The 21,862-nt window shown below is 59.3% G+C and carries 17 protein-coding genes and 2 pseudogenes; 15 read left to right on the top strand and 4 right to left on the bottom strand.

Annotated features, from left to right (window positions below):
• Positions 1 to 7: 7 nt before the first annotated feature.
• A complete protein-coding gene (locus ELH03_RS34250) occupies positions 8 to 2,719 on the bottom strand; it encodes an ATP-binding protein (protein ID WP_245511922.1) in 2,712 nt (903 codons plus the stop codon).
• Between the two features lie 274 nt (positions 2,720 to 2,993).
• On the opposite strand from ELH03_RS34250, the gene ELH03_RS34245 reads away from it, so the two are divergent.
• From ELH03_RS34245 to ELH03_RS34225, 5 genes and pseudogenes are all read left to right on the top strand, one after another.
• Positions 2,994 to 3,800 (top strand): GNAT family N-acetyltransferase, encoded by an 807-nt coding sequence (locus ELH03_RS34245; RefSeq protein ID WP_130767642.1) that lies wholly within the window; start codon positions 2,994 to 2,996, stop codon positions 3,798 to 3,800.
• Between the two features lie 337 nt (positions 3,801 to 4,137).
• Complete coding sequence (locus tag ELH03_RS34240; protein ID WP_130767643.1) at positions 4,138 to 4,974, top strand: hypothetical protein; 837 nt, start codon at positions 4,138 to 4,140, stop codon at positions 4,972 to 4,974.
• Positions 4,955 to 5,248, top strand: a pseudogene (locus ELH03_RS34235) (hypothetical protein); the annotation flags it as partial. The gene ELH03_RS34240 and the pseudogene ELH03_RS34235, both read left to right, overlap by 20 nt.
• 237 nt (positions 5,249 to 5,485) lie before the next feature.
• Entirely contained in the window at positions 5,486 to 5,935 is a 450-nt protein-coding gene (locus tag ELH03_RS34230) for a MarR family winged helix-turn-helix transcriptional regulator (protein ID WP_130727998.1), read from the top strand.
• Between the two features lie 4 nt (positions 5,936 to 5,939).
• On the top strand, positions 5,940 to 6,749 hold the full coding sequence (locus ELH03_RS34225) for an NAD-dependent epimerase/dehydratase family protein (protein ID WP_130767644.1): 810 nt from the start codon (positions 5,940 to 5,942) through the stop codon (positions 6,747 to 6,749).
• 268 nt (positions 6,750 to 7,017) lie between these two features.
• Here ELH03_RS34225 and ELH03_RS38345 read toward each other — a convergent pair.
• Positions 7,018 to 7,191, bottom strand: a pseudogene (locus ELH03_RS38345) (GMC family oxidoreductase); the annotation flags it as partial.
• A 4-nt stretch (positions 7,192 to 7,195) separates the two neighbouring features.
• On the opposite strand from ELH03_RS38345, the gene ELH03_RS37675 reads away from it, so the two are divergent.
• Positions 7,196 to 7,399 (top strand): hypothetical protein, encoded by a 204-nt coding sequence (locus ELH03_RS37675; RefSeq protein WP_165420564.1) that lies wholly within the window; start codon positions 7,196 to 7,198, stop codon positions 7,397 to 7,399.
• Positions 7,400 to 8,046: 647 nt separating this feature from the next.
• Here ELH03_RS37675 and ELH03_RS34210 read toward each other — a convergent pair.
• Both ELH03_RS34210 and ELH03_RS34205 read right to left on the bottom strand, forming a co-directional pair.
• Positions 8,047 to 9,039: an MDR family oxidoreductase gene (locus ELH03_RS34210; RefSeq protein ID WP_130767645.1), complete on the bottom strand. Its 993-nt coding sequence runs from the start codon at positions 9,037 to 9,039 to the stop codon at positions 8,047 to 8,049.
• A gap of 48 nt (positions 9,040 to 9,087) precedes the next feature.
• Positions 9,088 to 9,843, bottom strand: a complete 756-nt coding sequence (locus ELH03_RS34205) for a FadR/GntR family transcriptional regulator (protein WP_130697066.1) — start codon at positions 9,841 to 9,843, stop codon at positions 9,088 to 9,090.
• Positions 9,844 to 9,975: 132 nt separating this feature from the next.
• Here ELH03_RS34205 and ELH03_RS34200 point away from each other — a divergent pair, with 132 nt between their 5' ends.
• The 9 genes from ELH03_RS34200 to istA form a co-directional block, all read left to right on the top strand.
• Positions 9,976 to 11,433 carry an FAD-binding oxidoreductase gene (locus ELH03_RS34200; protein ID WP_130767646.1) on the top strand — a complete coding sequence of 486 codons (1,458 nt, stop codon included), beginning with the start codon at positions 9,976 to 9,978 and terminating at the stop codon, positions 11,431 to 11,433.
• Positions 11,434 to 14,952 carry an indolepyruvate ferredoxin oxidoreductase family protein gene (locus tag ELH03_RS34195; RefSeq protein WP_130697070.1) on the top strand — a complete coding sequence of 1,173 codons (3,519 nt, stop codon included), beginning with the start codon at positions 11,434 to 11,436 and terminating at the stop codon, positions 14,950 to 14,952.
• Positions 14,949 to 15,770 (top strand): enoyl-CoA hydratase/isomerase family protein, encoded by an 822-nt coding sequence (locus ELH03_RS34190; RefSeq protein WP_130697072.1) that lies wholly within the window; start codon positions 14,949 to 14,951, stop codon positions 15,768 to 15,770. Before ELH03_RS34195 ends, ELH03_RS34190 begins: the two co-directional genes overlap by 4 nt.
• 75 nt (positions 15,771 to 15,845) lie before the next feature.
• The gene (locus ELH03_RS34185) at positions 15,846 to 16,811 is read left to right on the top strand and encodes an isopenicillin N synthase family dioxygenase (RefSeq protein ID WP_130697074.1); all 966 of its coding nucleotides are present in this window, start codon (positions 15,846 to 15,848) and stop codon (positions 16,809 to 16,811) included.
• 68 nt (positions 16,812 to 16,879) lie between these two features.
• Complete coding sequence (locus tag ELH03_RS34180) at positions 16,880 to 17,917, top strand: ABC transporter substrate-binding protein (protein WP_130767647.1); 1,038 nt, start codon at positions 16,880 to 16,882, stop codon at positions 17,915 to 17,917.
• Between the two features lie 115 nt (positions 17,918 to 18,032).
• Positions 18,033 to 19,097 carry an ABC transporter ATP-binding protein gene (locus ELH03_RS34175; protein ID WP_128408856.1) on the top strand — a complete coding sequence of 355 codons (1,065 nt, stop codon included), beginning with the start codon at positions 18,033 to 18,035 and terminating at the stop codon, positions 19,095 to 19,097.
• Positions 19,094 to 19,951: an ABC transporter permease gene (locus ELH03_RS34170; RefSeq protein ID WP_130728006.1), complete on the top strand. Its 858-nt coding sequence runs from the start codon at positions 19,094 to 19,096 to the stop codon at positions 19,949 to 19,951. Before ELH03_RS34175 ends, ELH03_RS34170 begins: the two co-directional genes overlap by 4 nt.
• Positions 19,951 to 20,733: an ABC transporter permease gene (locus ELH03_RS34165; protein WP_130713136.1), complete on the top strand. Its 783-nt coding sequence runs from the start codon at positions 19,951 to 19,953 to the stop codon at positions 20,731 to 20,733. Before ELH03_RS34170 ends, ELH03_RS34165 begins: the two co-directional genes overlap by 1 nt.
• Positions 20,734 to 21,268: 535 nt before the next feature.
• Positions 21,269 to 21,862: IS21 family transposase (gene istA, locus ELH03_RS34160; protein ID WP_130767648.1), on the top strand; the 594-nt coding region annotated here is incomplete at its 3' end.

Here is a 21,862-nt window from a genome sequence, read left to right as displayed (position 1 = left end):
GCCAAGGTCAGCGCACATCCACCGCAGCCATGGCAAGCTGGGTCCGTTTGATCGCGGCGCCAGCCCCCATGGCGAGGGCGCTATCCAAAGACTTCTGGAAATAGCGCATCGCTTTGTTTGGACGGGCGTTCCCGGCTTCAATCATTCCCGCAACGCGCCAGAGATCAGGATGCCACCAGCGTTCCTCACGAATCCCGATTTCGCTAAGCACGGCGCGCAGGCTGTTTTCTGCAAGTTGCATCTCACCCGCAGCAATATAAGCCTCCGCCAATAGGCTGCGGTAGAAAGGAACGCGAGCACGCCAGCTTCCCCGAAGCAATCCAGCGATGCTGTCCTGCATCAAGGTGAAACCTGCTCTTTCACCTCGAGCCGACTGGATAGCACCGGCGAAAAACGTGGCTGTCCCCTCATAAATGCCGACGCTTTCACGGCGGCTGACGTCAGCCAACTGCCGCTGAAGCTGCGAAGCGGTTTCGAGATTGCCGTCCACGAATGCGATCGGAAGGCCCGCCAACGAGATCGCATTGCCGAGGGATATCATGTGATCGAGGTCGACGGCACGATCGATGGCACGACTGGCCAGAACGGCGGCACGATCAGAGTCACCCTGTAACCAGCACAGAAATGCCTGAGACAAGCGTATGCCAGCCGGCAAGTCGACTTGGAATCGCGAGAGTCCATGGCCTTCTTCCAAGTGACCCCAATCGTTCATCAGTGCCTCCAGATGGGCCGATGCCGAATTGAGCTCACCTGCGTAGATTTCGATATGCGCCAACAGCCGCTTCCCGTCGGGCGCTGTCGTCCAGTCCAAACCCTTTGATGCCGCAAAATCGTTCATGCTGCGTAACGCCGTGCGCGGCCGGCCTGAATAAGCAAGAAAGACGGCCTGTCCGCACACCGAGCGCACTTGAAACCCGGCGTCGCCCGACCCGTTCGCATGAAAGATGCTTTCGCGCCAAGCGTCCTCGGTTTGCGGGTGCATGTGGCGTGCCAGCGTCATAGCCCAAGCCCGCGCCGTGGAGAGCTTTGCTCGTCCCAGAGGCGCGAGCCCTACCAGTGCCGCACTGTTTGAGCTTGCAAGATCGATGGCCTCCAGCATTTCCCTGAACGCCGAAAGCTCTTGCCACAGGGGCAATGCGGCGACCACCAGTTCGACACCCAACGCAGCGTCCCCTGCAGGGTCGAACGCCCAGGCGATCGCGGCACGGACATCGTCGATCTGCCTCCTATATTTCCCCAACCATTCGCGAGACGTCTGTGAGGACCATTCCCGTTCGGCGATCTGCAGCTTGTCCCTTATCCGGATGGCAAATTGTCGCCTGGCTTCCTCTCTGTAGCGTGAACCAAAGAGACGCCGTGCAGCATAGGTGCCGGTGCTCTCGGCCATCCTGTAATGCACAGTCCCGCCGTCGTATTGCGCGGAGAGCAGTGACTTTGCCACCAGCTGCGAAAGGGCATCACGTCCTGCCATCGGCACGAGGGCACCAGCGGAATACATGGCTTCTGCGTCGTCGGCGTTGAAACGCCCCGAAAACACCGAAAGCAAGGCGAGCAAGATAGCCTCGCGGTCGGGAAGAAGCCGATAGCTCCAGTCCAGCGTAGCCTCCAGCGACTGGTGGCGCAAAGGCGCATCCCTTGCTCCACGACCCATCGCGTCAAAACCATTCTTGAACAGGCCTTCAAGCGCTGAGGTAGCAAGGACACTGGCCGTGCCGGCGGCCAATTCGATAGCGAGTGCCAAGCCGTCCAGCCGTGTGCAGATTGAGACGACACTGCGAACGTATTCGTCCGTTGGTTCCGAAACGCCAGCGCCGTGGGCCGTTGAGATGAAGAGCTGGATCGCAGGAAACTGAAGCGCGTCGGTCGTGGAGAGCTCAGCCGTCTGGTCCGGATAAGCGAGCCCGGAGAGAAAATGGATTTGCTCGTGTCTCGTCCGAAGCGGCTCGCGGCTGGTCACGAGGATACGGGCGCCCGGCACCGCTGCTGAGATCCGCTCGACCGTCGTCGCTGCCATTGCAATGACGTGCTCGCAATTGTCGATGATGAGAAGCAGTTTGTTGCTTCGAAGGAGGTCAATCACACCCGCGATCGGATCGTCCAATCCGAGGGAGATGCCGAGAGCGGAAGCTATTGCGGGCACCACAAATCGGGGATCGGTGACCGTAGAGAGATCGACAAAGGCAATGGCTTTGCCTTCGTTGCAGCAATGCTGAGCAACGGTGACCGCAAGTGACGTTTTCCCGGCTCCGCCTGGCCCGACGATGGTGACATAACCCGGGTGATCAAGCTGTTCGGAGATTTGCCGGATCGCGTCATCGCGGCCGAGGAGCTGCCGCACTTCCGGTGGCGCGGTATGATGACTCGTGATTGAAGCAACTTGCCGTGCTACCGCTGGGCGGTCGTTCTCCACCGCGGCGACGAACTTGTAGCCGCGGCCAGCGATCGTTGCGATGTATTCCGCGGTGGGATCGAGTTCGGCCAGCGAGCGTCGAAGGTTGCCCACATTGACCTTCAAGTTATGGTCGTGGACGATATAGTCCGGCCATACGTGCGAGAACAGATCGGCTTTACTCACAACCTCGCCAGCCCGCGCCACGAGCAGGGTCAGTATATCGAACCCTCGCCCACCCAGCGCGACGGACTGCCCCTTGTACAGGAGGGCTTGGGCTTCAGGTAACAGACGGAAGTCGCCGAACTGGTAGGCCTTTTGCTTCGACAAGGCCTGGGAACCGCCATCGTGTGACACTTTGCTCTCACAAACCACAAAAGCTCGACGTTACACTGCCTTAGCCAATTTTCAAGACGTTAAGAGAGATGGTTGCATGCACCACATGCTGCCCGGAGATGATGGATACCACGTCACTTCTCAGATCCTTGAGGGTACATTGGGAAATCGTCAAATGTGCAGGAAGTCGGCGCTGTGATTATTCAGTTTTTATTCCAAGAATTCATTTATCCGCTTTTGGCGAAGTTTCTGCCTTAGGAGCACTCCATTGGATTCTTGTTCTTCCGATTACCCCTGCCCTACAAAAGAAGACGCCATTGAGGCAAAAGCTTTCATTGATCTGCATAACGCCGCCCGCGGCCAATTGGCGGACGAAGAACGATTCGAATGCATTTCCATGAATGGTGGATGCACGATCTCTCTTCCGAGCGCGCCTGCGATCGGCCTTAACCGCATCCTCGGCCTCACTGATAGCGAAGACCTAGACGAAGCCTACAACTGGATGAGACAGAGGCTGGGAAAACGGTTTTTGCAGGTCAACACGGACGCTGCATCCGACGAGGTGAGACGTTGGATCCAGTCGAAAGGGTTGATTACCTATGGTCCTGGTTGGGCGAAGCTGAGACGAACCACGGACGCGGTCTCTCTTCCATCGGCAGCCGCTGTGAAAACACGAAAAGTCCGGCCCGATGAAGCCCAGGTATTCGGCGCCATGATGTGTGCCGGTTTTGGCTTTCCGGAAAGCCTGACTGTCCTATGGGCAGCAATCGTTGGACGAGACGGATGGTCGTGTTTCTACGCGCTAGACGGAGACACACCTGTGGGAACGGGGGCGATGTTTGCTTCAGGATCTTTCGCCTGGCTCGGCGGGGGAACGACCGTGCCGAGCTTTCGAAACCGCGGTGCGCAGAAAGCTTTGATTCAAGCTCGCCTGCAAGAAGGCGCGGATCGTGGCGTTTCGACTTTCGTGGTCGAGACAGAGGTGCCATCGGCCGAAAAGACTAACATCTCGAACGCCAATTTAGCGAAAATGGGCTTCGTGCATATCTACAATCGCAGCAACTTCCTTTTGTGAGGGACTAGCTGTTAAGCGGGGCCAAGTTCCTACACTGGCCGTATAATTTGCTTCGGGAGCCTAAGGCGACTGACAATAGGCGTAGCCTTGGTCTTGAACGGATATGAACTGACGTCCCGCGAGGCGATGCATTGTTTTGATCCAATGCGTTGCACATCAAAACCCAGCAGTAGCCCTGAATGACTAAAGGCGCAGTCTGTGAAGACCACGCCTAGCCAAATCCGTTTAGACTCTCCAAGTGCCATGGTAAGGCCATGGGCTCGCAACACCATTGTGCCACCACTCAGCGAGTAGCTATATTATAGGGAAAAGAGACTCGCATTGCAAGGGGAAGCAAGTGTCCAGCATCACCAAGCGGCATGTGCCGACATCACAGCTACTGGGTGAATACCTGACATTCGTCCCCACCCCGCAGCAGGTGGATCACTTCAAGGCGGACATGCGCACCCTCAACCCAACCCTTTTACGTGACAGTATCCGCGAAGGGGTTCAGGTCCAGGCCCTACAGCAGATACCCATACCTGAGCAGAGGCTAGTGATCCACAGGATCTATACCCGCAAGGTGAAGGAATTTTCGTCGATTTACCCCTTCGTCTTCGCGGTAGAGAACGCCTTGCGCTCCGTGCTCGCCGACTACCTGGAGGAACGCTTCGGGCGGATGGAATGGTGGACGCTGATCCGCAATGCCCGGCAGAACGGGCAGACCTATACTGCCTTTCCCAACATCCTCGGTACGCCGGTCAATCCAGCCTTCGTGAAAGCTGTCTGGCGTGTCTTCGACAATATGGTCAATCCGCAGCAGATTAACAATGTCACCGGCAACAACAAGACCGACGAGTTCTATTATTGCCTTACCTTGGGGGACCTCTGGACGATTATGCAGGCGGATTGGCCTCTGATCCGCGACATGTTCGCTACTGATGCTGTTCTCGGCTTCACGTTCACGAAAACCATGTTCAACGACACGTTGCGGGTCATCAAGGAGACACGCAACGAGCTGTTTCACAGTAATCCGATTAAAGACCGCAAGAAGATCGTCGACGCCTGCGAGCGGATCCTGAACGGGCTGCAATTCCACCTTGGTGACTATGACCATGATCTTGGGGCCACGCAATATGTGCGCGTTCCGGCGACCGTCGCCAGGGCGCAGCGCCATGTCATACCGGCGCGATGACGGGCGGAATACACCCTTTTTGGGCCTTTGGGTCGCCAAATGGGCCCAGGACGCTGAAAGCCTGATCAACCTGATGCCGGCCTATCAGATGAACCCCGATCAGATGGGGCCGATCGTCCGCAACACCGCCGACGGAAAGAAGCAACTGGTTCATGCGCGCTGGGGACTGCCCTCGCCGCGCTTCGCCCTTGAGAAGGCGGCCAAAGCCAAGGCCGAGAAACTTGCGGCCAAGGGCAAGGCTTTCGATCTGGAAGAGCTGATCCGCATGGAGGCTGTCGTGACCGGCACTGCCAGGCACAGCGGAGCTGACGGAGGATCCCGGCTACCTTGAAGCCGTTGCCGCATCGTGGATGGTCGTCTGGATTGCCCGCTCCATCGCGCCGCTTTCGTCGAAGACGCTGTCGAGCTTTCTGGCTCAGCACTCTGAGATTACCTCATCCGAACCCGTTGACATTCGTTCGCTACCTTGCAATTATCGTATGGTAGCGAACGAAATGGGTAGGGCTTTTCCATGCACGATCAGGCGGACACCAAAAATCTCTCCGTGGGGGCATGGACGAAGCGGTGTTACTTCGCGGGCCGGGCCCTTATGGACGAGCGCTTGCGGCCCTTCGATCTGGGATCCACGCAATGGTATGTTCTCTGGTGTCTCGTCAACAATGGTCCGTCCGTCCAGCGAGACCTCGGTCGCACACTCGAACTGGAGCGCGCGACCTTGAGCGGGATCATCGCCACGCTGGTCCGCAAGGATCTGATCGCGCAGACCGCGGACGGAGGCGATCAGCGTCAACGTCTGCTGACGCTGACAGCCGCAGGCGAGAAGCTTTGGCGCCGGCTTCCTGATCTTTCTTTCATTCACGACGCTGCCTTCGGCGGGATCGATGAGGCCGACCTGGCCACGACCATCCGTGTCCTCAAATCTGCGACCGAACGACTGCAGACCCTGTTGCGAAAGGATTGAGCAAATGACCGTATTGATTACCGGAGCCACCGGACTCGTTGGCGAGCGACTTCTGCCGCGATTGTTGGAGTCCGGCTATGCCTGCCGTGTGCTGCTCCGGGCGGGCAAGGGCCTCCCCGAAGGAACAGAAGCCGTGACGGGCGATATTCTCGAGCCTTCAAGCTTAATAGACGCCGTTCGCGGGGTGTCCGCTATCGTGCATCTGGCCGCCGTCTTTCGTACACAGGACGCCGATCTCATCTGGAAGAGCAACCTCGACGGGACACGCAACCTGATTGCTGCCGTGAAGGCCCATGCTCCCGACGCGCGTTTCATCATGTCGAGCACCAGCCATGTCTACAACAAGGACAATCCGCATCCGGGAAGGGAAGAAGATCCGGTCGAGCCACAGCACGCCTATCCCGCGAGCAAGGTGGCCGCGGAGAAAGAACTGCGCGAAAGCGGGTTGAACTGGTCGATCCTTCGCTTCCCATTTGTCTATGGCGATGGTGACGGACATCTTGAATCTCTGCCCGAGCACATCAGCACCTGGCACCCGGCTCAGCGCATGAGCACGATCCACCATCGTGACATCGCACGAGCAGTCACGCTGGCGCTGGAGGGTGCCTTTGATCGGCACGTGGTAAACTTGGCCGACGAGGCGCCTACCTCCATCTACGAACTCGCGGGCATGGTGGGGTCCCGGTTGAATTCAAGTTGCGAGCCTCTCGCAAATCCATGGTACCTGCATGTCGATACGTCTCTCGCCCGCAGCCTGGGTTTTCGACCCAGCATAAGGACCGTCTACCAGGCTTGGCAGGAGGGTCTTTCTTAGGAACTGGCGTCCCCCCGGCTATTTTCAGCCCATTAGCGTCTGTTGCGTACTCAGTTCGCCCGATTAGCGGGCTTTTTGCGTAGCGCTCTTGAACGGATACGATCCCGCGGCCTGTCAGTTTCCGGCGCACTGAATCCATGATGTCCTTTGTCATGGATAAAGGCTTGGACATCTAGGGCACGCTGGCCGCTAGAAGCACTGCGGCACCCCACGCGAGTGCCGCCGTGCTTTTGTAAGCCCCCATAGACAGATCGAGAAAAGCGCCCACTCAAGCCATAAGGCAATGAGTTGCTCGGTTAGATCCGGCGGCTCCCTCTCCGATAACGACGCAAGGCGCCATCGTGTTGCCGGTTATGATCCGCGGCATAGTCCAAGAGCCGCCGACGCGGTGGCCATCTATACCGCAGACCTTGAGTTCACTGTCCATCATCGACATGCGATCGGCAATGAAGACAAAAGGCAGGCACAGTGAAGCTGGTGACGGGCGGGTGGTCCGGCAACAGCGACATGGTCTCGATCCGTTCGGGATGCGGCAGCAGTCGGGCCAGATCTCGCCATTGTCCGGCGTCATCGGCCGCCACGCGGATACGCAAAACGGCATCTTCCGCGTGACAGCGCTGCGGCACTGCAACTCAAGACGCTTACTTTGACGAACCTCTATAATCAGCGCCCAACCTGGCTCATCAACGCGCATCGTGCGCTCGATGAGGCCGTCGCGGCGGCTTACGGATGACCAGAAGATATCTCTCTGGAAGACGCCTTATCGAACCTTCTTGATCTCAACCACCACCGCACTCATTATCGCAGTCGAAGGTGCGAGAGCGACAGAATAGAGGGTGACATCGAACCGGCAGAAAAAAACGTCGTCAGGGAGACTGTGATTTCAGAGTGACCGCAACAAACATCCAAGGAAACCAAGAATGCGAGCTCTGGCAGGCTACAGCCGTGCCGACGATGAAAAGGCGCGTCATGTCCTTAGTATTCTGGTGTCGGCATAACCGGTCAGATTCAGCGCGACTTCTGCAGGATCGGAATCCGACTAGACTCGAATAACGCTCGCGGAACCGCGCGGCAGATCGTTCGGAGCCTAAACGTACATGGGCGACAAGGTAGGTTATTGGTGAGTGGCCCTGATGGGATTGGAACCTGCGACCATCCCGTGCCAACTACCTGAAATCCCGCCTCTTCACCTTGATCGCGTTAAGATACAGATTGGGATCGATATCGGGACGCACTTGCGGAACTTCGGTACAAGTTGGGGGCCATTTCCTTGGAGTGGTATCTGCCAGCGGTGATGTCAGGTGATCGCCACGACTACGCGGCCGCGGATGCGACCCGCAACGATATCGTCTGCTATTTGCGGCAATGCGGACATCGGCTCAATCCGCGTTAATCTCTCCAGATGTACCGGATCCAGATGCTGGCTGAGAGCCCGCCAGGCCCGCTCGCGTTTGGCCATGGGCGCCATGACGGAATCGATGCCGAGCAGAGCAACGCTGCGCAGGATATGCGGCAGCACCGTTGCGGGCAGATCGGCACCGCCCGCCAAACCGCAGGCCGCGACAGCGCCGCCATAGACTGTTTGAGACAGGACATTCGCAAGCGTCGTCGACCCTACGCTGTCGACGGCTCCGGCCCAGCGTTCCTTCTGGAGCGGGCTGCCCTTCTCGCTGAGCGTTGCACGGTCGATAAAATCCGTGGCGCCTAGCGACGCGAGATAGTCATGAGTTTCCGGCCGACCAGTCGAGGCCGTCACCTTGTAGCCCTTGCTGGCAAGCAGGCTTACGGCCACGGAACCGACTCCACCCGCCGCTCCGGTGACCAGCACGTCCCGATCGTCGACGCCGATCGTTCCCCAATCCTCCAGAGCATTCACACAAAGGGCGGCCGTATAGCCAGCCGTGCCGATCGCCATTGCCTGCTCCAAAGAGAATTCCTGCGGCAGCGCGATCAACCATTCCGCCTTGACCCGCTGGTATCGGGAATAACCGCCCCATTCGGTCTCGGAGAGACCCCAACCGTTTAAAACGACCTTGTCACCCGCGACCCATTTGTCCGAGCGCGACTCGACGACGACGCCGGCAAGATCGATGCCACCAACCATCGGCGTGCGGCGCGCAATCCTTCCCTTGCCGGAGAGCGCCAGACCATCCTTGTAGTTGACCGTGGAAAACGCGACTTCGACCAGAACGTCATGGTCAGGAAGATCAGCCACGGTCAATTGACGGAAGGCGGCCTGCTGTTTGCCATCAACCGTATCGATCACCATTGCCGTAAAAGAATCTGACATGGAATTCCCTTGAACTTCAATGCTTCTGAGGATGTGAGCCGACCAGCTTCAGGACTGCGCCTGCTCGCTCGCCCGGCGACCGCGCGCATCGAGTGCGGCGCTATAACTATCACGCACATAGGCGAGGAGATTTGTGAGCGCTGCCGTTGCTTCGCCGACATCGCGATTGCTTAGCGCCTCATGGATCCGCTGGTGAAAAGCAACAACCTGGCGGCGCTCGCGCACCCTGAAGACGATCATGTTCGTAATCGGAATGAAGGATTCAATCACGATGTACATCATCAGCTTCAAGGGACCGTTACCGGTCGAGTCGACCAGGGCCCGATGGAAGCGCACATCGGAAGCGCAGAAATCTTCATCGCTGATGCCCTGATCCCGCTGTAAGGCAATCTCAGTGGCCATGGCCTGCAATCCCTCTTCGCTGCGGTTTTCGCAGGCAAGCCGGCAGCAGATCGTTTCCGTCTCAAGCCTTGCGGTAATGATCTCGTCGATATCGAAAGCGCCGATGCCGACGAGAAGCGTCGCGGCACCAGTAATCGCCTTCGACAGCCCCTCCGGATCGGGCCGCATCACGAAATTACCCCCGAGAGGACCGCGACGTGAATGAATGAGATTCTGCGCCGCCAGACGCTTCAACGCCTCGCGCACCGTCGGACGCGAAATTCCAAAACTCCGGGCAAGATCCTCTTCCGTCGGCAAGCGCTCGTCGATCTTCAGGCGTCCATCCAGGATCGCGGACTTGATGTTCTCGGCGACCTGCTTGGCGATGCCAGATCTTACCACTTCGTCATATCTAAGATTCATGGAGCTCCATCCTTCGCTCGAAAGCATTGATGCCATGCCTTCATCGAAAAGGCTATAGGTATTTAAATATAGGTTTGACAAATATCAGATAGGCGATAACCTGCCCTCGATCCAGATAACCAGGGGAACAGAATGGGCGGATCGATCGACCGGGCGCTCGCCGCCCATCCCTTATCTGCGCCGTCTTTACGGCTGCGAGAATTGTTGGCCCGTCTCAACGGTAGGCTGGACAAAACCGCTGTTGTCATAGGCCAGGATGTCGGTGACGCCTATTGCACAGACGCGACAGACGAGCGCGGCGCGCGGCCATCCATCCTGTTTCGCCCCAAGGATACCGCATCGGTGTCGGCCATTCTTTCCGCATGCGATGCCGTTCGCCAGCCTGTGGTCGTGCAAGGTGGACGGACCGGTCTTGCAGGCGCCGCGCGACCTTTGGCTGGCGAGGTTGCCCTGTCCCTGGAGCGCATGAGCGCGATCGAATCCGTCAACGAGGATGCCGGAACTGTCATCGCCCATGCCGGCGCGACCCTGCAGTCCGTCCAGGAGGCTGCGGCCAGTCACGGCTTCATGTTCGGTGTGGATATCGGCGCGCGCGGCACGTCCACCATCGGCGGCAACATCGCCACCAATGCCGGCGGCATTCGCGTCCTGCGCTACGGCATGTATCGCGCGCAGGTTCTTGGCCTGGAGGCAGTGATGGCGGACGGCTCGGTGCTGACCAGCCTCAAGGGCCTCTCGAAGGACAATTCGGGCTTCGATCTCACCCAGATACTTATCGGCAGCGAGGGCACGCTTGGGGTCGTAACCCGCGCCTGCCTGCGCCTTCATCCGAAGCCGCAGTCACTGGCAAACGCATTTTGCGCCCTCCCCTCGCTCAATGCGGCAATTGCGCTTCTGCGGCGTCTGCGCAAGAGGCTGGGACCGTCTCTCTCTGCTTTCGAAGTCATCTTCCCCACCGTCTATGCCGGCGTTCTCAACCGCACCGGCGCCTCGCCGCCTGTGCCACCGGGTGCCGGAATGTATGCGCTCATCGAGATGCAGGGGCAGGACGAAGCGGGCGACGAGGATCGCTTCGCCGCCGCGCTGATGGAATGCTACGAAGAAGGCATCGTCAGCGATGTCGCGGTTTCCCGCTCGCTGCGCGACTACCATGCCATCTGGGCTTTGCGCGAGGCGGCGAGCGCGTTCATTTTCAGCATGGACCATGTCGCGGGCTTCGACGTCAGCCTGCCCATTTCCGCGATGCAGCGGTTCCTGGACAGGGCCACGGCGGAAATCGCCAGCGTCGATCCCGCCGCGTCCATCTACATTTTCGGTCATCTCGGTGACGGCAATCTGCATTTTCTCGTTCGCACGCACCACCATGATCGCGTCGCGGACGCGACATACTCCTGCGTCGCCAGCGAAGGCGGATCGATATCGGCCGAGCATGGTATTGGCCTTGAAAAGAAGAAGTGGCTGCCGCTGGTTCGAAGCCCGGCCGAGATGGCCGCCATGCGCCGTCTCAAATCGGCGTTCGATCCCAATAACATCCTCAATCCCGGCCGCGTTTTCGACATGGAACCGACAACACCGGGGGAGCGCGCATAAATGGCCACCCTCCCCGTCGCCGCCCACCCCGAAAACCGGCCCACGGCCCTCGCCGCGACGACAACCAGCCTCGATGACCGCTACATGCTCGATCGGGGACGCATCCTCGTTTCCGGCACGCAGGCGCTCGTTCGCCTGCCGATGATCCAGCGTCAGCGCGACCTTGCGCGCGGACTTAATACCGCCGGCTATGTCTCCGGATATCGCGGCTCGCCGCTTGCCAGTTTCGACCGCGAAATGACACGCGCGAAGACATATCTCGACGATCATCACATCCGCTTCCAGCCCGGCCTCAATGAAGACATGGCCGCCACCGCCGTCTGGGGCACGCAGCAGACAGCGATGTTTCCGGGCGCCCGGTATGATGGCGTCTTCGCCATGTGGTACGGCAAGGGGCCTGGCGTCGATCGCAGCATGGACGTGATCCGTCACGCCAACGCCGTCGGCACCAATCCCAACGGCGGCGTCCTTTTGCTCGTCGGAGACGATCACGGCGCCGTTTCGTCGACCCTGCCGCACCAGAGCGAACATAATCTGATCTCCGCAATGGTGCCGCTCCTGTCGCCGGCCGGCGTCGGGGAATATATCGACTATGGATTACTCGGCTGGGCGCTCAGCCGCTATTCCGGCGCCTGGGTCGGTTTCAAATGCCAGACGGAAATCGTCGAATGCACGGCGACGGTCGAGCTCGATCCCGATCGGCCCGCCATCGTCTATCCCGAGGGTCATGGCGGCCTCTCATTACGATGGCCGGATGGCCCGCATGCGATGGAGCGGCGGCTGGAAAACAAGATGGAGGCGATACACACTTTCGCCCGTCAAAATAGCATCGACAAAACGATCTGGGGTAACACTACCGGCAAAGCGAGGCTCGGTATCGTTTCGACCGGGAAATCGTGGCTCGACCTCATGGGAGCGCTGGCAAGCCTTGGCATCGACGAGCGCCGGGCCGGTGACCTCGGCATCCGGCTTTACAAGATCGGCATGGTCTGGCCGATCGAACCGGAAGGCCTACAACGCTTCGCCGCCGGCGTCGAAACCCTGTTGGTGGTCGAGGAAAAACGCGCGATCATCGAAGACCAGATCAAGGCTCAGCTTTTCAACATGGCCGCGGACTGGCGCCCAAGGGTCTACGGCAAATTCGGGGTAGATGGTAAACCGCTCTTGTCCGCGGCCGGCGAGATCAATGCCGTTGCCGTTGCCAGGGCGATTGTCTCTCTCATCGGTGAGCATCACACCGATCTGATGGCCAGATCGCGCGATATCGAGGCGCTCCTCGCGGCCAGTGCCACGGAAACGCCTGCGCTGAAACGCGACCCCTATTTCTGCTCAGGCTGTCCGCACAGCATTTCCACCCGACTGCCCGAGGGAAGCCGCGCGTCGACCGGCATCGGATGTCATATGATGGTAATCGGGCTGGAAGAGCGCAACACCTCGACGTTTACACAGATGGGCGGCGAAGGCGGCTCGTGGATCGGCCTTTCCCAGTTCACGGACGAGAAGCATATCTTCGTTAACATGGGTGACGGCACCTATTTCCACTCCGGGCTGCTTGCGATCCGCGCCGCGATCGCCGCCAAGGTCAATGCCACCTACAAGATCCTCTATAACGACGCCGTCGCCATGACCGGCGGCCAGAAGCATGACGGCGAGGTCTCCGTTCCCGGCATTGTCGGGCAGATGCTCGCCGAAGGCGCGGCCCGGGTCGCCGTCGTCGCCGAGCGCCCCGAGGTTTGGCAAGGCAATCTGCCGCGCGGCGTTACCGTCAACCACCGCGACGAACTGGATGCGGTGCAGCGCGAATTGCGCGAGGTGCCGGGCGTTACCGTCCTCGTCTACGATCAGGTGTGCGCTGCCGAAAAGCGGCGGCGGCGCAAGCGCGGTGCTTTGGCCGTCTCCGACAAGCGTGCCTTCATCAACGAGCTCGTCTGCGAGGGCTGCGGCGATTGTTCCGCGGTTTCCAATTGCATCTCCATCGAACCGCAGGAAACGGAGTTCGGCCGCAAGCGGCGGATCAACCAGTCGAGCTGCAACACTGATCTTTCCTGCATAAAAGGCTTCTGTCCGAGCTTCGTCACCGTCGAGGGCGGGACCATCCGCAAGCCGGCGCCAAAGGCAGGCAAGGCAAATTTCGACGACCTCCCCCTTCCGGCTATCCGCCCGATCACCGACCGGCCCTACAACATGCTGCTCGCCGGCATCGGCGGGACGGGCGTCATCACAGTTAGCGCCATACTGTCGATGGCCGCGCACATTGACGGTCTTGCCGTGCAGACGCTCGACCAGACCGGCCTTGCCCAGAAGAATGGGGCCGTCATTTCGCATCTGCGGGTCGCAAGGACGCGAGAGCAGATCACGTCCGTACGCATCGGACCGGGCGAAAGCGATCTGGTTCTCGGCTTCGATATCGTCGTGTCAGCGGCCCAGAACGCCCTGTCCACATTCGCTGCCGGCCGGACCAAGGCCGTTCTTGACGATCATTTCGCGCCGACCGCCTCGTTCGTGCAGAACACCGCGATCGACTTTCGCCAGGAAGCGACGGTGAAGGCGTTGCGCAAAGCGGCTGGTGACAATGCCATCAGCCTTATCGCCGCGACAAAACTGGGCGCGGCCCTGATGGGCGACGCGATCGCGGCCAACATGTTCCTGCTTGGCCATGCCTGGCAGCGCGGTCTTGTGCCAATCAGCCTCCAGGCAATCGATGCGGCGATCGAACTCAACGGCACGGGCATTGCGATGAACCGCGCAGCCTTTGGCTGGGGCCGTCGCTCGGTGGTCGATCCGGAAGCTGTCAAACAAGCCGCCGCAATCGACCTGGACGAGGCGCCAGCCAAGCAGACGCTGGACGACCTCGTCGCCAAGCGCATCGAGTTCCTGACGCACTACCAGAACACCGCCTATGCCGCAAAATACCGCAAGCTGGTGACGACTGCCCGCAATGCCGAGACCCGAGCGAAGCTCGGAGAGGATTTTTCCGAAGCGGTGGCGCGCAATGCCTTCAAGCTGATGGCCTATAAGGACGAATATGAAGTGGCTCGTCTCCACAACGACCGGAGCTTCAACGACAAGATCGCCACGCAGTTCGAAGGCGATTTCGAGATCAAGCACCATCTGGCACCGCCGCTCTTTTCCCGAAGGATCGACAAGCGCACCGGCAACCCGGCAAAGATTGCCATCAGCCGCAAGCTCATCTCGCCGGCATTCTCCGTGCTCGAGAAAATGCGCGTCCTTCGCGGCACGCCGCTTGACCCGTTCGGCTACACGCACGAGCGACGCATGGAGCGTAGGCTGGTCGCCGATTATGCGGCGTTGATCAACGACCTCTCCGCAAACCTGTCGCCGGAAAACCAGCAGTGGGCGATCGCGCTTGCCCAACTCCCCGATCAGATCAGGGGGTTTGGTCCGGTCAAATCAGCATCGATAGAACGTTTCGAAAAGAACAAGGCGGCCCTGTTGATGCAGGCATCAAGCACTGCATCGCAACCGGCTGACACCAGAGTAAAGAGGAAAAGCATATGAGCATGACCGAGAGCTTCGAGACCATCCTCTACAACAAGGATGAACAGGACAAGTTCGCGACGATCACCATCAATCGGCCGGACAAGCTCAATGCGATGAACAAGACGACGGTGCGCGAGATCGACCGCGCCGTTGCGCTGGCCGTCGCCGACAAGGACGTCAACGCGCTGGTGATCACCGGTGCCGGCCGCGCGTTTTCATCCGGTTATGACCTGCAAGGCGCAGACTATGACGTCAGTATCGAGGATTGGCATACCGACATGTCGGAAAATGCCCAAGCGCTTCTGAATATCTGGAGGGCCCCAATCCCGGTTATTGCCTCGGTGAACGGTTATGCGCTTGCCGGCGCGCTTGAACTCGTCATGTCGTGCGATCTTGCAATCGCCGCCGACAATGCCAAATTCGGCGAGCCGGAGGTCCGGCACAATTCCGGTCCGCCTGCCCTCTTCATGCCGTGGCTGCTGGCCACCCGCGATGTCCGCTGGCTGATGTACACCGGTGATCTGGTGGACGCGGAAGAGGCGCTGCGCATGCACCTGATCAACAAGATCGTGCCCGCCGATCAGCTCAAGCAGAAGACCGAGAACTTGGCGCGCAAGCTGGCGCGTATGCCGGTTCCGGCGATCAAATTCGCCAAGTCGTCCATCAACAACCAGCAGATCGCCGCCGGCCTGATGACATCCTTCGATTACAACGTGCACGCCATCGCCGCCCTTCACGTCAGCAAGGACGGACAGGAATGGATGCGCAATCTCCAGAAGATGTCGCTGAAAGAATATCTCGAATTTCGCGACGCACCCTTCAAGGGTCTCGACTGACATCATCTCCCTCGCTGGCAGGCCGTCAAGCCGCCGCGACAACACGGCTACGTTCATTCCGGAAAGGATCAGACAATGCAGACGGCCCCATCCTCAAGGCAGGATATGGACAGCATTCCGGTCATAGATATCTCGCCTTTCATTCATCAGACCGCCGGCAGCGATGCCGTCGTCGAGGCGATTGAGGCCGCCTGCCGCGAAACCGGCTTCTTCCTGATCACCGGACATGGTGTGTCCACGGAGGCAACCGCGCAGCTTTACAATCTTGCCCGAGATTTCTTCGACGAGCCGCAGGACTGGAAGAAGCAACAAGGCCGGGGAACCTCGCTAAAGGGGGGCGTCGCTTTCTCCCCCATCGCGGACGAGGCGCTGAGCGCCACGCTTGGGATCAAGACGCCGGGTGACTACAAGGAAAGCCTGAATTTCGGGCCGCGCCTTCCGGGTGACGTCTGGCCTACGGTTCCACAAGGATTGCAGGCCGCCTTCAGCGCTTATTTTGCCGAGATGGAGACGCTCGCTGGGCATTTGCGACGCGCCTTCTGCCGGGCGATCGGGCTTGCGCCCGATTACTTCGAACCGGCGTTTGCCGACCACCTTTCGGCACTCCGCGTCATCAACTATCCGGAACAACAGGAAAGCCCGCTGCCCGGCCAGTTGCGCGCGGGCGTCCACACCGATTACGGCTTCATGACCATTCTGCGCTCGGAGGCATCTCCGGGAGGGCTTCAGGTCCGTAGGCGCGACGGCGAATGGCTGGATGCACCGAACGTCGAAGGCGCCTATGTCGTCAATATCGCCGACGCCTTCATGCGCTGGACCAATGACGAATGGCTGTCGACGCCGCATCGGGTTGCCAATCCGCCCGGCCACTTCAAAGGAACGACACGGCGTCAATCCATTCCCTTCTTTGTCAATCCATCGAAAGAGACGCTCATTGAATGCCTGCCGCCTTTTGCGGCAAAGGCGCCGGCGAAATACACGCCGATTACCTACGGAGACTATATCGCGCTGAAGACAAGCCAGGCCTTCAGCAAGTCCTGAGCGCAGAAGCGAAACATCGCCTGCCGCACCAGCACCCATCGACACGCAGTATAACAAGGGGAACCCAGATGATGAACATGAACAGGCGGCAGCTTCTTGCCGGAATGGGCGGCCTTGCCGCAGCAAGCATGATCAACCTTCCCGCGCGCGCGCAAAGCAAGACGCTCGTCGTGCCAACGCTCGGCGGTGCCTGGGAGCAATTCTGGCGCTCCACACTTGCACCGGCATTTACGGCAAAGAGCGGTGCCGCGGTGACGCTTGATGCCGGCAACGGCCGTGTCTGGAGCGCCAACCTGCGGGCGGCGGGCGCTGAAAATCCTCCCTATTCAATCCTGATGACCAACGAAGCCTTCGCCTCCAGCCTGCGCAAGGAAGGCTTCTTCGAGAAGCTCGATCTGACGAAACTGTCGAACTACAACGACCTCTACCCCCTTGCGAAGAAGACGGATGGTTGGGGTGCTGTGGCGATGGTCTCGCCGATCGGCATCGCTTACCGCACCGATATGGTCAAAACCCCGCCGAAGGGATGGAAGGATCTCTGGGAAAACCCGGAATTCAAGGGTCGCATCGGCCTCTACAACTTCGCCAATACGGCCGGCAAGATGGAACTGATGCTGGCATCGAAAATCTTCGGCAAGGATCAATACGACGTCGATGCCGGCTTCAAGGCGCTGGAAAAGCTCGGGCCGGTCATACAGGCGGACTTCAACCTGTCGACGGGCCTTGCAGCCGGCGAATTCGTGGTTGCGCCCTTCGACTTCGGCGAAGTGGCGCGCCTGCGCTCACAGGGGCTGCCGATCGATGTCGTCGTTCCCGAAGAGGGCATGCTGATGTTCGACCAGACGCTGAATATTCTTGCCCACGCCCCGGAAAAGGAACTCGCCTACCAATATGCCGACTTCCTGCTCTCTCCGGAGGGGCAGATACCGCTCATGAAGCAGTTCTTCGTCTCCCCCACCAATTCCAAGGTGGTAGTGCCGGCCGACCTGCAAAAGGATGTTCCGATCTCGGGCGAGGCAATGGACAAGATCCTGACATGGGATTGGAATTTCATGAACCAAAAACAGGCCGAGTTCTCAGAGAGCTGGGCAAAGGTCATGCGCTAAGACGCGCCCTGATGATCCCCTCGCTATATGCCGGCTCGTGCTTATGCGGTCCGGCACTTTTCCCGACATGGTGGCATGGACGCGATCGCCGCCGGCAGAATTTGGAAGATCGATCATGACAGAGGTGAGCATCGAAACGCTGACCAAGCACTATGGGGCATCTCTTGCGGTAAACGGCATTTCCGTGAAGATCGCAAAGGGTGAGTTCATCTCCCTTCTTGGCCCTTCCGGCTGTGGCAAGACAACCACGCTGAAAATGATAGCCGGCTTCGAGGATGCTACATCGGGTGCAATCCGTTTCGATGGGCAGGACGTCGTGCATGTGCCTGCGGAAAAGCGCGACATCGGCATGGTCTTCCAGAACTACGCCCTTTTTCCGCATATGACCGTCGCGCAGAACCTGGCGTTCGGACTGGAGATGCGCCGCAGGCCAAAGCGCGAGATCGCCGAGCGCACGGCCCGCGTTCTCGACATGGTGCAGCTCTCCGGATATGCCGACCGCTATCCGCGCCAGCTTTCCGGCGGACAGCAACAACGCGTCGCCCTTGCTCGAGCACTGGTGATCGAACCCCGAATTCTCCTTCTCGACGAGCCCCTTGCCAACCTCGACGCCAAGCTGCGCGAAGAGATGCGCGTCTTTATCCGCGACCTTCAAAAACGTGTTGGCATCACCACCGTTTATGTGACCCATGATCAGGCCGAGGCGATGACCATGTCGGACCGTGTCGTGGTCATGTTTGGCGGGCAGATCGCCCAATATGGCCCGCCAGCCGACATCTACGATCGGCCGGCGAGCCTCGAAGTCGCGCAGTTCGTGGGGCAAGTCAACATCCTGTCCGGTCGGCTGCTCTCCACCGAAGCAAACGATATCTCAGTCATCGATACCGCGCTCGGCACGGTCAGGATCGGCAATATGCCGAGGTCGGCCGATGGAGCCGTGACGCTGGTGCTGCGGCCCGAGGCCGTCGAGCTGTTTCCGGAAAGCGCGGGGCAGACGGGCGTCCCGGCCACCATCACAGCGAGCTACTATTCGGGCAGCCTGATCGACTATCGGCTAGCGCTCGACAGCGGCGACATCATCAATGTTCAGACCTTCCCCCGCAGCCGTTTCTCTCCGGGCGACCGTGTCACCGTTAAGGTCGATGGCGATCGCTTCTGGGCGCTCGGAGCTGCCGCATGAGCCTTCGAGCGAAATCTCTGAAGCCGTTTGCCCTGATCGCTCCGGCTGTTCTGCTGCTCGGCGTCTTCCTGGTATTGCCATATATCAACATCGTGGTCATGAGCCTGCGCAATCCGGGGAGCGGGACGCCCTATGCGCCCGGCTTCACCCTCTCAAACTATCTCAGGCTCTTTGCGGACAGTTTTTATCTGGAGCAGACCGCAAACACGTTGATGATCGGTTTCATCACCACCTTTGCCTGCCTTCTCCTCGGCTTCCCCGTCGCATGGCAGCTTGCAAAGACCCAAATGCGTTTTCGTGGGCTGGCCTATGGCCTCGTGCTCTCGCCGCTTCTCGTCGGCATCGTCATCCGTAGCTATGGATGGACGATCCTGCTCGGCAATAACGGCATGATAAACCGCACCCTGATCAGCTTCGGCCTGATCGATCGCCCGCTCGGCCTAATGTACAACTCCCTTGGGATCGTGATTGCCCTGGTGCACGTCTTCCTGCCCTTCATGATCCTTCCGCTCATGAGCGCGCTGCAAGGGATAGACCCGTCGATCGAAGCCGCCGCCCGTTCGCTCGGAGCCGGACGCGTCACCGCCTTTCGAAGAATTATTCTGCCGCTGGCCATGCCCGGCATACAGGCTGGCTGCATACTCGTCTTTGTCTTATCGCTCAGTGCCTACGTCACGCCGTCCCTGATCGGCGGACTGCGCGTGAAGACGATGGCGGTCAGTGTGGTCGACGCGCTTGTCGACACGTTTCAATGGCCCTTCGGCTCGGCCATGGCGCTGATGCTGTCTTTGACAGGGGCGATGATGGTGCTGCTGTTTGCAAGGCTCACCCGCATGAAATGGAAGGCCAACTGATGTCCAGGCACCTCCTCACCGGCTACTGCCTGATGATCTATGCCTTTCTGCTGCTGCCGATCCTCGTGGTCGTCGGCGCGTCCTTCAATGCCGGCGCCTTCCTGACATTCCCGCCACAGGGACTTTCATTTCGCTGGTATGTCGTGTTCTTTCACAATGAAGTCTTCCTCAGCGCGATCAAGACATCACTCTGGGTGGCCGCGGTTTCGACCGTGATTTCCTCGATCATCGGCACGATGGCGGCAATCTTCTACGTCCAACATGCCGGACGCTGGAAGGAAAGCATCCGGCTCGCCATGCTCCTGCCGCTGCTGCTGCCGGAAGTGCTGACGGCCATCTCGCTGTTGTTCTTCGTCTATTCGATCGGCATGGGCACACGAACGATCGCGGCGATGATCATCGGCCATTGCCTCATCACTCTTCCCTTCGTCTTCATCAACGTTTCGGCGGCCATGGAGTCCTACGACCCCGCCTGGAGCCTGGCGGCCAAGAGCCTCGGCGCGGGACCACTGACGCGATTTCGTCGTATCATGCTGCCGCTGATCAAGCCCGGCGTGATTGGCGGATGTCTGTTCGCCTTCATCATATCCTTCGACACGTTCACCATATCCTTCATGCTGAAGAACGTAGGAACCGCCACGCTTCCGATCCAGCTCTATGACTATCTGCGCACGAACTTCACCCCTGAAGCCGCCGCCGTATCGACGGTATCCATCGTGCTGACCTTATTCGTCGTCGTCCTGTCGGAGAAACTGCTGGGCCTTCGCATTCACCGCTTCTGATTTCCATGTCGGGACGGAACCGATGGACACGCAAAAGCAAAAGATACCGGCATTGGTGCACCGATCATTTAGCCGGAGCAAATGGTACGATTGCGCGCGGTATGAGTTTTTGCAGGATCCGACATCGACCTGTCTCCGACAGATGTCGGACGATGTCCTCATCGCTCACGGGGATCGTATGCTTGTCGGACTAAGCGGATTTGGAGGTGCTGCGCCTGACCACATGGTCGCGCGGAACCTGCTCCGAAAACATGTCAAACTTGTTCTGCCATTCCTGCCGCAAAAGCTTCGCCGGGAATTTGCTTACTTCAAAACACGGCACGATCTAGATCAACCTTGTTGGTGGGGTGCGATTTCAGCCAACCTCTTGAGCAAGTCTTACAATCGCGAAGTTTCACGCAGTGACAGCTTTTGGGTCGTTGGTGTTGATTTCCACTGAGAGCTGACCCGGCGCAGCCAGATATTTCCATTGAGAATTGACCCATGTTTCAACCGTCCCTCGCATGCTTTCAGCGGGGGCTCTGGAGTGATCGACATGGCATTACTGAGCGTAATCCGACGCTGGCATTTTCGAGAGCATCTATCGATCCGGGAGATTTGCCGCAGGACCGGCCTGTCCCGGAATACCATCCGCAAATACCTGCGTGCCGGCGGCGTGGAGCCGAAGTTCAACGTTCCGGAGCGACCGAGCAAGCTTGACCAGTTTGCGGATCGATTGTCAGCTTGGTTGAAGACGGAATCCAAGAAGGGCCGCAAACAGAAGCGGACGATGAAACAATTACATGCTGACCTGGTCAGCCTCGGCTACGAGGGCTCCTACAATCGCGTGGCGGCATTTGCTCGGGAATGGCGTGATGATCGGCAGAGGGAATTGCAGACGACAGGCCGCGGCACGTTTGTGCCCTTGGCGTTCGAGCCTGGTGAAGCCTTCCAGTTCGACTGGTCGGAAGACTGGGCGATCATCGGCAATGAACGCACCAAGCTGCAGGTGGCGCATACGAAGCTGAGCTACTCCAGGGCTTTCATCGTCCGAGCCTATCTCCTGCAGACGCATGAGATGCTGTTCGATGCCCATAATCACGCGTTCCGCGTCTTCGGCGGCATTCCTGGCCGCGGCATCTACGACAAT

Origin of the sequence: Rhizobium beringeri (genome assembly GCF_004306515.1) — a bacterium.
Taxonomy (GTDB): Bacteria; Pseudomonadota; Alphaproteobacteria; order Rhizobiales; family Rhizobiaceae; genus Rhizobium; species Rhizobium beringeri.
This window is presented reverse-complemented; position numbering and strand designations above follow the sequence as displayed.

Excerpts from the sequence above, each read along its gene's own strand:
- ELH03_RS34195 (WP_130697070.1), top strand. The coding sequence starts at position 11,434 with ATGGCCACCCTCCCCGTCGCCGCCCACCCCGAAAACCGGCCCACGGCC.
- ELH03_RS34185 (WP_130697074.1), top strand. The coding sequence starts at position 15,846 with ATGCAGACGGCCCCATCCTCAAGGCAGGATATGGACAGCATTCCGGTC.
- ELH03_RS34210 (WP_130767645.1), bottom strand. The coding sequence starts at position 9,039 with ATGTCAGATTCTTTTACGGCAATGGTGATCGATACGGTTGATGGCAAA.
- ELH03_RS34180 (WP_130767647.1), top strand. The coding sequence starts at position 16,880 with ATGATGAACATGAACAGGCGGCAGCTTCTTGCCGGAATGGGCGGCCTT.
- ELH03_RS34165 (WP_130713136.1), top strand. The coding sequence starts at position 19,951 with ATGTCCAGGCACCTCCTCACCGGCTACTGCCTGATGATCTATGCCTTT.
- ELH03_RS37675 (WP_165420564.1), top strand. The coding sequence starts at position 7,196 with ATGAAGACAAAAGGCAGGCACAGTGAAGCTGGTGACGGGCGGGTGGTC.
- ELH03_RS34205 (WP_130697066.1), bottom strand. The coding sequence starts at position 9,843 with ATGAATCTTAGATATGACGAAGTGGTAAGATCTGGCATCGCCAAGCAG.
- ELH03_RS34225 (WP_130767644.1), top strand. The coding sequence starts at position 5,940 with ATGACCGTATTGATTACCGGAGCCACCGGACTCGTTGGCGAGCGACTT.
- ELH03_RS34175 (WP_128408856.1), top strand. The coding sequence starts at position 18,033 with ATGACAGAGGTGAGCATCGAAACGCTGACCAAGCACTATGGGGCATCT.
- ELH03_RS34230 (WP_130727998.1), top strand. The coding sequence starts at position 5,486 with ATGCACGATCAGGCGGACACCAAAAATCTCTCCGTGGGGGCATGGACG.
- ELH03_RS34190 (WP_130697072.1), top strand. The coding sequence starts at position 14,949 with ATGAGCATGACCGAGAGCTTCGAGACCATCCTCTACAACAAGGATGAA.
- ELH03_RS34170 (WP_130728006.1), top strand. The coding sequence starts at position 19,094 with ATGAGCCTTCGAGCGAAATCTCTGAAGCCGTTTGCCCTGATCGCTCCG.
- ELH03_RS34200 (WP_130767646.1), top strand. The coding sequence starts at position 9,976 with ATGGGCGGATCGATCGACCGGGCGCTCGCCGCCCATCCCTTATCTGCG.